Source organism: Afipia sp. OHSU_II-C1 (assembly GCF_000497575.1).
Lineage (GTDB): Bacteria > Pseudomonadota > Alphaproteobacteria > Rhizobiales > Xanthobacteraceae > Afipia.
Genome location: NZ_APJI01000015.1, coordinates 158108 through 170597, shown reverse-complemented (window position 1 = coordinate 170597; position 12490 = coordinate 158108). Strand labels below are relative to the sequence as shown.

13 protein-coding genes are annotated in these 12490 nt (G+C 61.8%); 10 read left to right on the top strand and 3 right to left on the bottom strand.

What is annotated here, in order from left to right; translation table 11 throughout:
• Positions 1–2 precede the first annotated feature (2 nt).
• The 4 genes from I554_RS0117425 to I554_RS0117405 all read left to right on the top strand — a co-directional run bounded on the left by I554_RS0117425 (position 3) and on the right by I554_RS0117405 (position 3469).
• Positions 3–299 (top strand): hypothetical protein, encoded by a 297-nt coding sequence (locus I554_RS0117425; protein WP_024577161.1) that lies wholly within the window; start codon positions 3–5, stop codon positions 297–299.
• Positions 300–304: 5 nt separating this feature from the next.
• Positions 305–832, top strand: coding sequence for a DinB family protein (locus I554_RS0117420; RefSeq protein WP_024577162.1), 528 nt, complete (start codon positions 305–307; stop codon positions 830–832).
• Positions 833–997: 165 nt separating this feature from the next.
• Positions 998–2047 carry a lysylphosphatidylglycerol synthase domain-containing protein gene (locus tag I554_RS0117415; protein WP_024577163.1) on the top strand — a complete coding sequence of 350 codons (1050 nt, stop codon included), beginning with the start codon at positions 998–1000 and terminating at the stop codon, positions 2045–2047.
• A 111-nt stretch (positions 2048–2158) separates the two neighbouring features.
• Positions 2159–3469 carry an ATP-binding protein gene (locus tag I554_RS0117405; RefSeq protein WP_024577164.1) on the top strand — a complete coding sequence of 437 codons (1311 nt, stop codon included), beginning with the start codon at positions 2159–2161 and terminating at the stop codon, positions 3467–3469.
• Positions 3470–3569: 100 nt separating this feature from the next.
• Here the strand turns inward: I554_RS0117405 and I554_RS0117400 are convergent, their stop codons facing one another.
• Positions 3570–4079 carry a GcrA family cell cycle regulator gene (locus I554_RS0117400; protein WP_024577165.1) on the bottom strand — a complete coding sequence of 170 codons (510 nt, stop codon included), beginning with the start codon at positions 4077–4079 and terminating at the stop codon, positions 3570–3572.
• A 556-nt stretch (positions 4080–4635) separates the two neighbouring features.
• Between I554_RS0117400 and I554_RS0117395 the strand changes: the two genes are divergently transcribed.
• From I554_RS0117395 to I554_RS0117385, 3 genes are all read left to right on the top strand, one after another.
• Positions 4636–5856, top strand: a complete 1221-nt coding sequence (locus I554_RS0117395) for an aspartate aminotransferase family protein (RefSeq protein ID WP_024577166.1) — start codon at positions 4636–4638, stop codon at positions 5854–5856.
• Positions 5856–6797: an ornithine carbamoyltransferase gene (gene argF / locus I554_RS0117390; RefSeq protein ID WP_029659516.1), complete on the top strand. Its 942-nt coding sequence runs from the start codon at positions 5856–5858 to the stop codon at positions 6795–6797. Before I554_RS0117395 ends, argF begins: the two co-directional genes overlap by 1 nt.
• Before the next feature lie 251 nt (positions 6798–7048).
• Positions 7049–8050 (top strand): Hsp33 family molecular chaperone, encoded by a 1002-nt coding sequence (locus I554_RS0117385; RefSeq protein ID WP_024577168.1) that lies wholly within the window; start codon positions 7049–7051, stop codon positions 8048–8050.
• Between the two features lie 38 nt (positions 8051–8088).
• Here the strand turns inward: I554_RS0117385 and apaG are convergent, their stop codons facing one another.
• Positions 8089–8481 carry a Co2+/Mg2+ efflux protein ApaG gene (apaG, locus tag I554_RS0117380; RefSeq protein ID WP_024577169.1) on the bottom strand — a complete coding sequence of 131 codons (393 nt, stop codon included), beginning with the start codon at positions 8479–8481 and terminating at the stop codon, positions 8089–8091.
• Between the two features lie 255 nt (positions 8482–8736).
• Here apaG and I554_RS0117375 point away from each other — a divergent pair, with 255 nt between their 5' ends.
• Genes I554_RS0117375 through I554_RS0117365 form a run of 3 tightly spaced genes read left to right on the top strand, consistent with a single transcriptional unit; the run spans position 8737 to position 11635 of the window.
• On the top strand, positions 8737–9966 hold the full coding sequence (locus I554_RS0117375; RefSeq protein WP_024577170.1) for an OpgC domain-containing protein: 1230 nt from the start codon (positions 8737–8739) through the stop codon (positions 9964–9966).
• Entirely contained in the window at positions 9963–10733 is a 771-nt protein-coding gene (locus I554_RS0117370; RefSeq protein ID WP_024577171.1) for an SGNH/GDSL hydrolase family protein, read from the top strand. Before I554_RS0117375 ends, I554_RS0117370 begins: the two co-directional genes overlap by 4 nt.
• A gap of 47 nt (positions 10734–10780) precedes the next feature.
• Positions 10781–11635: an SGNH/GDSL hydrolase family protein gene (locus I554_RS0117365; RefSeq protein WP_244432781.1), complete on the top strand. Its 855-nt coding sequence runs from the start codon at positions 10781–10783 to the stop codon at positions 11633–11635.
• 7 nt (positions 11636–11642) lie between these two features.
• On the opposite strand, the gene I554_RS0117360 is transcribed toward I554_RS0117365, so the two are convergent.
• Positions 11643–12482 (bottom strand): PhzF family phenazine biosynthesis protein, encoded by an 840-nt coding sequence (locus tag I554_RS0117360; RefSeq protein WP_024577173.1) that lies wholly within the window; start codon positions 12480–12482, stop codon positions 11643–11645.
• Positions 12483–12490 lie beyond the last annotated feature (8 nt).

Genomic DNA, 12490 nt, shown 5'->3' with positions numbered 1-12490 from the left:
TCATGATCTATCTTGCGACATTCAACTGGGGTTGGCTGTTGGCATCGGGTCTCGTCGGTCTCGCGATGGGATGGATTGCCGTCGTCCATCGCGGCCGCGGCTGGTCCACGACGACACTGCGCAAGGTCGCCGTGCTGATCGTGGCGCTCATCCTGGCGGCCGTATTTCATCTGGCCCCCGGCCGGGCAGGGTACTGGCTCGATCTCGGTCTTGTCATGTTCGCGGCTTATGTCATCGGCTGCGCTGTTGGATCGTGGCTGCGCAGTCTCGTGGTCGCGCGGTACGCCGCCGCAGGCTGACGTGTATGGCGGCCGGCCTCACGTCGCATTTCCGGATGCTTGGCCACTACAATGCGTGGGCGAATGCGCGGCTGTACGACGCAGCCGGCCGTCTTGGCGAAGCCCAATACGGGGCCGATCGCGGCGCCTTCTTCAAATCGGTCCACGGCACGCTCAATCATCTGCTGGCAACGGATCGAATCTGGATGAAGCGCTTTACCGGTGAGGGCGATGCTCCGGACCGACTTGATGCGATTTTGTTCGAGACGTTCGGCGCGCTCCGCGCGGCCCGCGTGGCGGAAGATGCCCGGATCGTGGCCTATGTCGACGGACTGGACGATACGCGTGTTGCCGGAACGATTTCCTATCGGCGTGTCTCCAGCCCCGAGCATTTCGTGCAGGAACTGGCTCCCGCACTGGCGCACTGGTTCAATCACCAGACCCATCATCGCGGTCAGACTCATGCGCTTTTGACAGGGCTCGGACAGCCTGCCACCGAGCTGGACCTGCTGTTTTTTCAGCGCGAGCAAGTCAAATCGGCGTCATCGTCATGACACGGTGACGACACCGTTGCGGTGCGGCGGACGACCGCAATTCTTAATGTGATCCTTAACGTGACTTCCGCATTATAAATGGGCTCAGATTGGTGATACCGGCCCTCGCGGTTGCCGCGCCGGTCTGCTAGGAAACACGTGGGATAGTGCAATTTTGAGGTCTGGATGCTGGAGACACTGCGCGGGGCCATCGCGTACATGCGCGAGAAGCAAATCCTGCACAAGCTTGGTGTCGCGATCAGCATCGCGATCATCGCGACCGCTTGTTACATCCTCTATCACATGCTCGAGGGTCTCGATGTCGACGACCTCTATGAGGCGTTGCGCGGTACGGAAATCCGCACTGTCGTGCTCGCTGGGCTTTGCGTGGCCGCAGGCTATTTCACGCTGACGTTCTATGACCTGTTTGCATTGCGTGCCATCGGGCGCGATGCGGTGCCTTACAGGGTCGCAGCCTTTGCCGGCTTCACCAGCTATTCGATCGGTCACAATGTCGGCGCCAGCGTCTTTACCGGTGGCGTGGTGCGGTATCGGGTCTATTCCGCGTGGGGCCTTTCGGCAGTCGATGTTGCCAAGGTCTGCTTTCTCGCCGGACTGACCTTCTGGCTCGGCAATGCCGCTGTGCTGGGTCTTGGCGTCGCCTATCACCCGGAAGCGGCTGCCTCTATCGACAAGCTGCCGGTCTGGCTCAATCGCACGGCGGCGATCGGCATCCTGCTTTGTCTGTGCGCTTACGTGATCTGGGTCTGGATGAAGCCGCGCGAGGTCGGCCGCGGGAGCTGGAGCGTCTTTCTTCCCGGCGGGCCGCTGACGCTTTTGCAGATAGCGATCGGCATCGTCGATCTCGGCTTCTGCGCGCTGGCGATGTATATTCTGGTCCCGGATGAGCCTCATGTCGGGTTCATCGTGGTCGCGGTGATCTTCGTCTCGGCGACACTGCTCGGTTTCGCCAGCCACTCGCCGGGCGGCCTCGGCGTCTTCGATGCCGCGATGCTGGTGGGCCTGTTTCAGTTCGACCGGGAAGAGCTGTTGGCCGGGATGCTGCTGTTCCGGGTGCTGTATTATCTCGTCCCGTTCTTTATTTCTGTCATCTTGCTCTCGCTTCGGGAGCTTATTGTCGGTCTTCGGGCGAAGCGAGTCTCAGCGGCCCTGCGAAGGCTCGACGAAGCTGCGAAGTCTCCGTCGGCCAAGGGGTCGCAGTCTCCCGTATCGTAGGGGTGTGCTGCGTCAGTTCGTGCCTGCGGGTTTTCCGAAATTCGGAAAGGGGATGCTGAAGCGGATCACAAACTTCGCGAAGTGGGTGTGAGCGCGAAACAGGTACGGCGCATGACGATAACGTCTTCCAATTCTGGTTTTGCTCCGTGGTCGGACCGGCTGCGGCGGTCTGCGATCATCCTGATCGCGACCGCCCTGGGTCTTGTCGCCTCGGTGGTGTTCGGAGGCCTGACGCTGACGCAGGCCGGATTGATCTTTCTCGTGATCGCGGGCGCGGCGCTCGTGCCATGGCATCTGCATCAGTCCGTTCCGACAACCGAAGACATGATCGGTGCGCGGCCTGCGGAAACGCCGGTGGTGCAGGCGCTGGTTGGCGGCATGCCCGATGCGGCCGTGCTTCTCGACCGCGCCGGACGCGTGCTGCATTTCAACACCGCCGCGGCGCAACTGGCGCCGGCGCTGCGCAGAAACGAACTGGCCCTGTTCGCGCTGCGCTCTCCCGAGATTATCGCCGCGCTGCGCGAAGCCATCGCGACCCGTCAACCGCAGCGCGCCAGCTATGTGGACCGCGTTCCTGTCGACCGCTGGATGGAACTGATCGTGACGCCGCTGTCGTTGCCGACCGCATTCGGCGGCAGCGAATATTGCATTCTGATGACATTCCAGGATCAGACGCCGCTGCGCCGGGTCGAGGAAATGCGCGCCGATTTCGTCGCCAATGCGAGCCATGAACTGCGAACGCCGCTGGCCGCGCTGTCCGGCTTCATCGACACGCTGCAGGGACCGGCGCGTGAGGACCCCAAGGCGCGCGAACGTTTTCTCGGTATCATGCACGCGCAGGCGACGCGCATGGCGCGGCTGATCGACGATCTGCTCTCGCTGTCGCGGGTTGAACTCAGCGCGCATGTGCGTCCCGAAAAGCTGGTCGATGTCGTGCCGCTGGTGCGTCAGGTGGTCGATGGCCTTGAGCCGCTGGCGAGCGAGCGTCAGGTTGTGATCGATGTCGAGCTTCCGCAGGAGCCGGTTGTTGTCGCCGGCGACAGTGAGGAATTGCTGCGCCTGCTGGAAAACCTGATCGAGAACGGCCTCAAATACGGCGCATCCGGCGGACGCGTCGTCGTATCGCTGACCGATCCCGCGCCTGCGGACGCCGGTGAGGTCCGGCTCGCGGTGCGTGACTTCGGTCCAGGCATCGCGCCGGAACATCTGCCGCGGCTGACCGAACGGTTCTATCGCGTCGACGTTGGCGACAGCCGCGCGCAGGGCGGCACGGGCTTGGGTCTGTCGCTGGTCAAGCACATCCTCAATCGCCATCGCGGGCGGCTATTGATCGAAAGTGTTCCCAATCACGGCGCAACCTTCACGGCCTGCTTTCCCTCAACGAAGACTCCGATAAGCGAGAAAATTTCGGCAAAGGAATAGGGTGGTTCGATCCGGAGCATTTTCGCTGCACGGCATGTCGCAACAAAAAAGCCTCATCGGATCGATGAGGCTTTTTCGTTATCGTTGGAAAAACTTCCGCTTATTTCGTGCTGGGGCGCGAAGTGCGGCGGCGATCGGAGGCCGGCTGATAGGCGACGCGCGAATGATGCGCGCAGTAAGGCAGGCTGGTCAGCGCCTTGCCGCCGCAGAAGAAGAAATCCGGGCTGCCCGGATCGCCGACCGGCCAATGGCAGGTGTTCTCGTTGAGTTCCAGCAGGCTGAGACGCTGGCTCATCGGCACCACGTTATCATAGGCGATCGGATCCGGCTCGGCTTCGACCTCAAAGGCATGGGCGAGCGCGGTGTTGCCGCGTGACACCGGGCGGCTGATCCGCATCATGTGCTGCGCCGGACGCACCTTGCGCTGGCGCGGCGCCGCCGACGACGGGCTCTTGGCGCGGCCGGACAGGCCCAGCCGATGCACCTTCCCGATCACGGCGTTGCGGGTGATGTTTCCGAGTTCGGCGGCAATCTGACTTGCCGAAAGCCCGGCTTCCCAAAGCTTCTTCAACTGCTCAACGCGATCGTCGGTCCAGCTAATTACCGTCATCGCACTCTTCCTTTTGATATCGCGCCGGCCATTTTTGACGCGGCGTCGCGATTGCAAACCGTCCAAAATCCCTGTCGGCAGAATCCCTTAGCCCTCGCCGGTTGCATGAAAAGCGACCGGGCGTTTACGCCGTACCGAAGACAATCGAGGATCAGAACCGCCGCACGAGATGTCGTACCCAACGACAGGAATGCTACAATATGCCGTGACTCACGCGCAAGAGTCGGGCATGGCGCGTCCACATGTTCCGGACAAAAAGCAAATAAATTCGATCTTTCTGCGACGTTGCAAATCGCGGGTTTCTTGCCTCGCACGGGCGGTTTCATTGCTTGAACAGGTTCAAAACGCCGGATTGTGCTTCATTTGCAGTGATAAACGGGCTGTCGCCCGGCCTCGGGAAGGGCTCGCGTGGATTGACACGACAGGGGCCACCAATAGAATAACCGCCACGTGCCGCCTTTTCGGGCGGCACGTTTCGTTTCCGGGGCAGGCAATTGAGCGACGATCGCTGATGCGATCACGCCGCTGCCGGTCCTTCACCATCGATCAGGTCGCCATGAGCCAAAGTGTCAAACCGCATCTCGACTCTCACATGTTGCCGGTTTTTGCCCGCGCCGACGTTGCTTTCGAGCGCGGCGAGGGCCCATGGCTGATCGCGACCAATGGCGATCGTTATCTCGATTTCACCAGCGGCGTGGCTGTCAACGCGCTCGGTCATGCGCATCCGCATCTGGTCGCGGCGGTGCAGGAGCAGGCCGCGAAGCTCTGGCATGTCTCGAACCTGTTCACGATTCCGGAGGGCGAGCGGCTGGCGACGCGGCTGTGCGACGCGAGCTTCGCCGACGTGGCTTTCTTCTGCAATTCCGGTGCGGAAGCGATGGAAGCCTCCATCAAGATGGCACGGAAATTTCAGGCAGTGAACGGCCACCCCGAGCGCTATCGGCTGATCACGTTTGAAGGTGCTTTCCACGGGCGCACGCTTGCGACGCTCGCCGCCGGCGGACAGCAGAAATATCTCGAAGGTTTCGGTCCCCGTGTTGAAGGTTTCGACCAGGTGCCGCTCGGCGATCTTGAAGCGGTAAAGAAAGCAATCGGCCCACACACCGCAGGGATCATCATCGAGCCATGGCAGGGTGAGGGCGGCGTGCGCGCGGCGGATCCCTCCTTCTTCCGCGCCCTGCGGCAGCTTTGTGATGACAACAAGCTCGTGCTGGTGTTCGATGAAGTGCAGACCGGCATGGGCCGCATCGGAACGCTGTTCGCGTACGAGAAGACCGGCGTGACGCCGGACATCATGGCGCTGGCGAAGGCGCTTGGCGGCGGTTTCCCGATGGGCGCATGTCTTGCCACGGTCGCCGCTGCAGCCGGCATGACCCCGGGTACGCATGGGTCGACCTTCGGCGGCAACCTGCTGGCGGCTGCTGCGGGCAACGCCACCCTCGACGTGATGCTCGCGCCAGGGTTCCTCGATCACGTTCAGAAAATGTCGCTGCTGCTCAAGCAGAAGCTGGCGTCCGTGGTCGATCGCTACAGCAGCGTCGTGAGCGAAGTGCGCGGCGACGGCCTTCTCATTGGCGTCAAAGCCGTGGTGCCTGCGGGAGACGTCATCAGCGCGCTGCGTGACGAAAAGCTGCTGACGGTTGCCGCGGGTGACAACGTGGTGCGCTTCCTGCCGCCGCTGATCGTCAATGAATCGGAGATCGATGATGCGGTAACGCGTCTCGAACGCGCCTGTGCGCGGCTTGCCAAGACGTCCGCGCAGAGCGAGGCCGTGTGATGACCAAGAAGCTGTCCAATCAGTCTCCGCGGCATTTCCTCGATCTGTTCGACGTGTCGACGCAGGATCTGCGGACGATCCTCGACGCCAGCATCGCGATGAAAAAGCAGCGCAAGACCGGCGATATGTCCAACAAGCCGCTGGCCGACAAGACGCTGGCGATGATCTTCGACAAGCCGTCCACGCGCACGCGCGTGTCGTTCGATGTCGGCATGCGCCAGCTCGGCGGCGAAGCCATCATGCTGACCGGCGCCGAAATGCAGCTCGGGCGCGGCGAAACCATCGCGGACACCGCGCGGGTGCTGTCGCGCTTCGTCGATGCGATCATGATCCGGATTCTCAATCATGAAGCGCTGGCCGAGCTGGCCGCGCATGCGACGGTCCCGGTCATCAACGGCCTGACCCGGCGCTCGCATCCCTGCCAGGTGATGGCGGACGTCATGACCTTTGAAGAGCATCTCGGCCCGATCAAGGGGCGCACGGTGGCCTGGACCGGCGACGACAACAACGTGCTGGCGTCGTGGGCGCATGCTGCGGACCGGTTCGGCTTCAACCTGCGCGTGGCGACCCCGCCGGAACTGGCGCCCAACAAGCTGCTGAAGGACTGGATCAAGTCGACGGGCGCGCCGATCGTGCTCGGCACCAAGCCCGAAGAGATGGTGCGCGGAGCCGATTGCGTTGTTACCGACACCTGGGTGTCGATGGGCGACAAGGACGGCGAGCACCGTCACAACCTGCTGAAGCCCTATCAGGTCAATGCCAAGCTGATGTCGCTGGCCAACCCCAACGCCATCTTCATGCACTGCCTGCCGGCGCATCGCGGCGACGAGGTCACCGATGAAGTGATCGATGGTCCGCAGTCGGTGGTGTTCGACGAGGCGGAAAATCGCCTGCACGCGCAGAAGGGCATTCTGGCCTGGTGTCTGCACGCCATCGGCTAAGGTCTCATCCCGGAAAAGAAACCCGGTTTTGAAAACATCGCGTCCGCCCAAAAGCGGGCGCGGTCGCGATGTTCCGGCCGTTCCTCCGCTGGCCTGTGTTCCCGATCCACTCCTTTTTTGCGGAACAAGGCACCCTATATTGTGCGGATACCTCGCTTGATCCATCATTGCCCTGGGGCGGGAAGTCAGACCGTCATGGTTTGAGCTTCTAACTGCGGCAATTCGTTTCTCCTGAAAAGAATGCGTCCGACATGACTCTCGAAAGCCAAATCCGTGCTCCCTCCGCAACGCCGGTGGAGGATGCCGTGCTGCCCTTTGAAGTCAGCGCGCTGGATGTGCGCGGCCGGCTGACGAAGATGGGCCCTGCGCTCGACGAGATTTTGACCAAGCACGACTATCCAGCCCCGGTCGGCAAGCTGCTTGGCGAAGCCATCGTACTCACGACACTGCTTGCTTCGACGCTCAAGTTCGATGGCCGTTTTATCCTGCAAACGAAAACCGATGGTCCCGTGTCGATGATCGTGGTCGACTTTCAGGCGCCGAACCGGGTGCGCGCCTATGCGCGCTACGACGCAAGCAGGCTTGTGTCCGGCCAGGACTCAGCCGCGCTGCTCGGTCACGGGCATCTTGCCATGACCGTCGATCAGGGTGCCGAGATGAGCCGTTATCAGGGACTCGTCGCACTGGAAGGCGGCAACCTGGAAGACGCCGCGCATGAATATTTCCTGCGCTCGGAGCAGATCCCGACGCGGGTGCGGCTCGCGGTCGGCGAAGAATTCCGCAGTGGCGATGGCCCCAAGCACCGGTGGCGCGGCGGCGGCATGCTGATGCAGTTTCTGCCCAAGGCTCCCGAGCGCGCGCGTCAGCCCGACTTGCATCCCGGCGATGCTCCGGAGGGCGCGGTCAAGCATGACCTGCCGGAGGACGATGCGTGGGCCGAGAGCCGGTCGCTGTTCGGCACCATCGAAGATGTCGAGCTGATCGATCCCGATCTTTCGGGAGAGCGGTTGTTGTTCAGGCTGTTTCACGAACGCGGGGTCCGCGTGTTTCCGACGCAGGCGATGCGCGCGCAGTGTTCCTGCTCGCGTGACGCTGTGGCGGGGATGCTGAAAAGCTTTACGCCGCAGGATCGCGCCGACATGGTCGAGAACGGCAAGGTGGCCGTCACCTGCGAGTTCTGCAGTTCGGTGTACGAGTTCACACCGGATGAAGCGGGTGTTGAGCCGGTGTCCAGCCAGGGAACGGCTGACTAAGGGGCGGCCCTCGACCCGTGCGGTCCGGCTTTGGCGTGCTAGTTCAACGTACGCTTGTAGGTGGGACTGTCGAGCGAGAAGGCCGGGATGTCGATGTCGAACGGTTCGCCGCTTTCGGTTACCATCTGATAGCTGCCGGTCATGAACCCGGAGGGTGTCTGAAGCGGTACGCCGCTGGTGTACTCGAACCGCTCGCCCGGCTCGAGCACCGGCTGCTCTCCGACCACGCCCTCGCCGCGGACTTCCTGGCTGCGGCCGACCCCGTCGGTAATGATCCAGTGCCGTGTCTTGAGCTGAACCGTCTCGTTCCCGGCATTGACGATGGCGATCGTGTAAGCCCAGAAAAAATGGCCATCTTCGGCCGACGAGCGCTCAGGCAGGAAGCTGGGCTCGACGATAACTTCGATCTGACGGGTCACGGCGCGGTACATGGCGTCCGTCCATATTCTGGTCGCAGTATAGCAGACCTGTTGTTCTTTGCGTAGGCACCAATAATTGATGCTTGCGGCGTCTTGTCGTGGATACGGGATCGCGCCGATCATTGTTTCAACATCGTTGCCATCCAGCATTCTGCGAGGCGCCTGTCCATTGGAATGCGTGCAATTTGCGGGCCGCTTTAATCTTCCATAGGATTATGGCATGAGCTGCCGGCTTCCAGCGGAACCGACTGAACGGACTCGACCGGAATGACGCTCGTGACGACCCAGATGACCGAACAGGCTGTTGCGAAAGCGCCTGCGAAGGCGGTGGCTGTTCCGGCCGCCGCGGGCGAGCGCGAGTTGCGCCTCGATCTGTTTCGCGGCATGGCGCTCTGGCTGATCTTCATCGACCATCTGCCGCCGAATATCCTGACCTGGTTCACGATCCGCAACTACGGCTTCAGCGACGCCACCGAAATCTTCATCTTTATCTCGGGATATACGGCGGCATTCGTCTACAGCCGCGCGATGCTCGATCGCGGGTTCGTGGTCGCGAGCGCGCGCATCTTCAAGCGCGTCTGGCAAATCTACGTAGCGCACGTTTTTCTGTTTACGATCTACCTTGCCGAAATTTCCTACATCGCGGCGCGGTTCGACAACCCGCTCTACGCCGAAGAAATGGGCATCCTCGACTTTCTCAAGCAACCCGACGTCACGATCGTTCAGGCGCTGCTGCTGAAGTTCAGGCCCGTCAACATGGACGTCCTGCCGCTTTACATCGTGCTGATGATTTTCCTGCCGGGGATCATCTGGCTGATGCAGCGCAAGGCCGACCTCGCTTTGGCGTTGTCGGTCGTGCTCTACGCCATCACATGGGAGTTCGATCTTGCTCTGCCAGCCTATCCGAACGGCACATGGTTCTTCAATCCGTTTGCCTGGCAGTTGCTTTTTGTGTTCGGGGCGTGGTGCGCGCTGGGCGGCGCAAAGCGAATGGCCCGCATTCTGTCGTCACGCATTACACTGGGGCTATGCATTGCCTATCTTGTTTTTGCGTTCTGTGTGACGCTGACCTGGCATATGCCGCAACTGAATACCTACATGCCGCGCTGGCTGGAAAGCTGGATGTACCCGATCAACAAGACCGATCTCGACGTGCTGCGTTTCGCCCATTTCCTCGCGCTTGCGGCGATCACAGTACGCTTTATTCCGGCGAGCTGGCCGGGCCTGAAATCGCCCTGGCTGCGCCCGGTCATTCGATGCGGCCAGCACTCGCTGGAGATCTTTTGCCTCGGCGTCTTCCTTGCATTCGCCGGGCACTTCGTCCTCGCCGAAGTCTCCGGCGGAGCGTGGATGCATTTCTTCGTCAGCATGGCCGGGATCGTCATTATGTCAGCCGCGGCCTCGCTGTTTTCGTGGTACAAGATCGAGGCAAGCAAGACCGACAAACGTGCGAAGGGCGCGGAAAGCGACGCCGATCTCGCGGGAGGCGGATCATGAAAGTGCTGCTGGTTGCAGGGATAGCGATGGGTCTCCTGGCGGCTTCTCCGTCGCATGCGGAGAATACCCCCGGATGCGTCGTGCCGGCTTATCTCCTGACGACCGAAAGCGTGTTTCCGAAGGTCGCCGATGCGGTCAAGACCAGGAAGCGTCTCGACATCCTCGTGGTCGGCAGCGGCTCTTCGGCTCTCGCCGGTGCCGACGGGGCGAGCGCGTCCTACCCGGCGCGGCTCGAAGCGACATTGCGCGAGAACCTCGCGGGCGTGGCCGTCAACGTGCGGACCGATCTCCGGCCCAAGAAGACCGCAGCGGAGGCTGCCGCCGGGTTCGGTCAGCTGATCGAAAAGCTTCCTGCGGACCAGAAGCCGGATCTCGTGATCTGGCAGACGGGGACGGTCGATGCGATCCGCTCGATCGACACGGACGATTTCCGCGCGGCGCTGGACAATGGCATCGGTGCCTTGCAGAAGGCCGGCGTCGACGTGCTCTTGATCAATCTGCAATACAACCCACGTATGGAAACGATGCTCTCGGTCACGCCGTACAACGATACGATGCGGGTGGTCGCGCAGGAGCATGAAATTCCGGTGTTCGATCGGTTTGCGATCATGCGGCACTGGAGCGAGGCCGGCGACTTCGATCTGTTCGGCCCGGCACACGGATTTGGAATGGCGAAACGGGTTCATGACTGCATCGGCCGGTCGCTGTCGACGATGATCGTCGAGGCGTCGCGCATTAATCCGGCGGAGCTCAGGATTCAACGTTGATGAATTTTTACGGTCGTTTGGCGATTGCCGCCATGGCGGGCGCGATGATGTGCGGCTCGCCAGCCGTTTCTCCGGTTTTGGCGCAGGCGCCTGAAGCGCCGCAGCAGAAAGGCCTCGGCACCAAGGCCATTGAAGCGGCGAAGAACGTGGCAAAGGGGGCGGGGGATATTCTCACACGCGTGCCTTGCCTGCCTGCAAAGGGAGTGAAGGACATTCCCGGCTCGCTGCCGCGCGTTGCGCGGCGGATCGCTGCGGACGAGCCGGTGACCATTGTCGCATTCGGATCGTCCACCACGGTCGGCTACGGCACGTCGGCGGCCTACAATTATCCAAGCCGGCTTGCGGATCAGTTGCGCCGCAAATTTCCAACCGCCGACATCAGGGTCATCAATCGTGGCATGGGCGGGCAGGACGCGCCCGAAATGATGAAGCGGTTCGATGTCGCCGTTCTCGATGCCGATCCGGATCTCGTGATCTGGCAACTCGGCACCAACGCTGTCGTCAAGGGCAACGCCAGCGACATCGCTGCGACGGCGGCGCTCGTGGAAGACGGCATCGCGCGCCTCCAGGCCCGCGGCATCGATGTCGTACTGATTGACCCGCAGTACGTTCCTGCTGTTGCAGCGAAGACCGAGAACGCAAGCAAGATGGTCAAATTGCTCGGCGATGTCGCCAAGCTAAAAAATGTCTCGGTGTTTCCGCGCTTCGAAGTCATGCGGCAGTGGCACGAGGACGAGAAAATGCCGTTCGAGAAGTTTGTGATCGGCGACGGCCTGCATATGAACGACTGGGGCTACGCATGTTTCGCCCAGTTGCTCGGCGACACCATCATCAGATCGGTCGGGCAGGTGAAGGCGGGCGTCAACATCCCGAGCAACGTGATGACCTTTCGTCCGATGTAGGGCTGCGTCAGACCGTCAGCTTGCCCTTGATGCATGTCAGCGTCTCGCCGCCGATCCAGATATCATCACCATCGCGCTCGACGTGAATGCGGCCCTCCCGCCCAAGTACGGTGCCCTGGCTCGCGACATAGGCAGCGGGTGCGAGTCCTGCGGACATCAGCCATTGGGCTAGACCTGCATTCAGGCTGCCCGTGACCGGGTCTTCTGTCGCGCGGTCGGACACGAAGGCGCGAACCTCAAAAGAGGCATCCCCGCCGTCGCGCGAGGGGTCCCACGGTGCGACCACGCCAAGCTTAAGATTCCCGAGGGCAGGATAGTCTGGCCTCAGCCCAAGGATTTCCGGGCGTGATGCCAGCATCACGGCGACCCAGCCGGGGCCATTGTCGATCCATTGCGATGCCTTGATGGCGTCGCGGCGAATTTGCAGGCCGTGGGCGATCTGATCGAGAATATCGCTTTCGACATTTCCGGTGCGGCGCAGAGGAGGCGCGGCGAATGCCAGCCTGTTCCCGTCGCGTCTGATTTTAACGAGGCCAGCGCCGCATTCCTGGACGACGTGTGTCTGCCTGGCGGTATTCCCCAGGCTCAGCCAGACATGGCAACTGCCCAATGTCGGATGGCCGGCAAACGGGAGTTCGCCTGAAGGCGTAAAAATCCGCAGGCGATAGTCGGCTTCCGGCACTGTCGGTTTCAGAAGGAAGGTCGTCTCGCTGAGATTCGTCCAGTTCGCGAGCGCAGCCATGGCGCCGTCGGGAAGTCCGTCGGCGCCGATAACCACAGCAAGCGGATTTCCCTTCAGGCGCTTGCCGGTGAAGACATCGACCTGTTGGAAATCAAATGTCTGCATCCGGTTTC

Excerpts from the sequence above, each read along its gene's own strand:
- argF (WP_029659516.1), top strand. The coding sequence starts at position 5,856 with ATGACCAAGAAGCTGTCCAATCAGTCTCCGCGGCATTTCCTCGATCTG.
- I554_RS0117400 (WP_024577165.1), bottom strand. The coding sequence starts at position 4,079 with ATGACGGTAATTAGCTGGACCGACGATCGCGTTGAGCAGTTGAAGAAG.
- I554_RS0117385 (WP_024577168.1), top strand. The coding sequence starts at position 7,049 with ATGACTCTCGAAAGCCAAATCCGTGCTCCCTCCGCAACGCCGGTGGAG.
- I554_RS0117425 (WP_024577161.1), top strand. The coding sequence starts at position 3 with ATGATCTATCTTGCGACATTCAACTGGGGTTGGCTGTTGGCATCGGGT.
- apaG (WP_024577169.1), bottom strand. The coding sequence starts at position 8,481 with ATGTACCGCGCCGTGACCCGTCAGATCGAAGTTATCGTCGAGCCCAGC.
- I554_RS0117415 (WP_024577163.1), top strand. The coding sequence starts at position 998 with ATGCTGGAGACACTGCGCGGGGCCATCGCGTACATGCGCGAGAAGCAA.
- I554_RS0117360 (WP_024577173.1), bottom strand. The coding sequence starts at position 12,482 with ATGCAGACATTTGATTTCCAACAGGTCGATGTCTTCACCGGCAAGCGC.
- I554_RS0117395 (WP_024577166.1), top strand. The coding sequence starts at position 4,636 with ATGAGCCAAAGTGTCAAACCGCATCTCGACTCTCACATGTTGCCGGTT.
- I554_RS0117375 (WP_024577170.1), top strand. The coding sequence starts at position 8,737 with ATGACGCTCGTGACGACCCAGATGACCGAACAGGCTGTTGCGAAAGCG.
- I554_RS0117405 (WP_024577164.1), top strand. The coding sequence starts at position 2,159 with ATGACGATAACGTCTTCCAATTCTGGTTTTGCTCCGTGGTCGGACCGG.
- I554_RS0117420 (WP_024577162.1), top strand. The coding sequence starts at position 305 with ATGGCGGCCGGCCTCACGTCGCATTTCCGGATGCTTGGCCACTACAAT.
- I554_RS0117365 (WP_244432781.1), top strand. The coding sequence starts at position 10,781 with ATGTGCGGCTCGCCAGCCGTTTCTCCGGTTTTGGCGCAGGCGCCTGAA.
- I554_RS0117370 (WP_024577171.1), top strand. The coding sequence starts at position 9,963 with ATGAAAGTGCTGCTGGTTGCAGGGATAGCGATGGGTCTCCTGGCGGCT.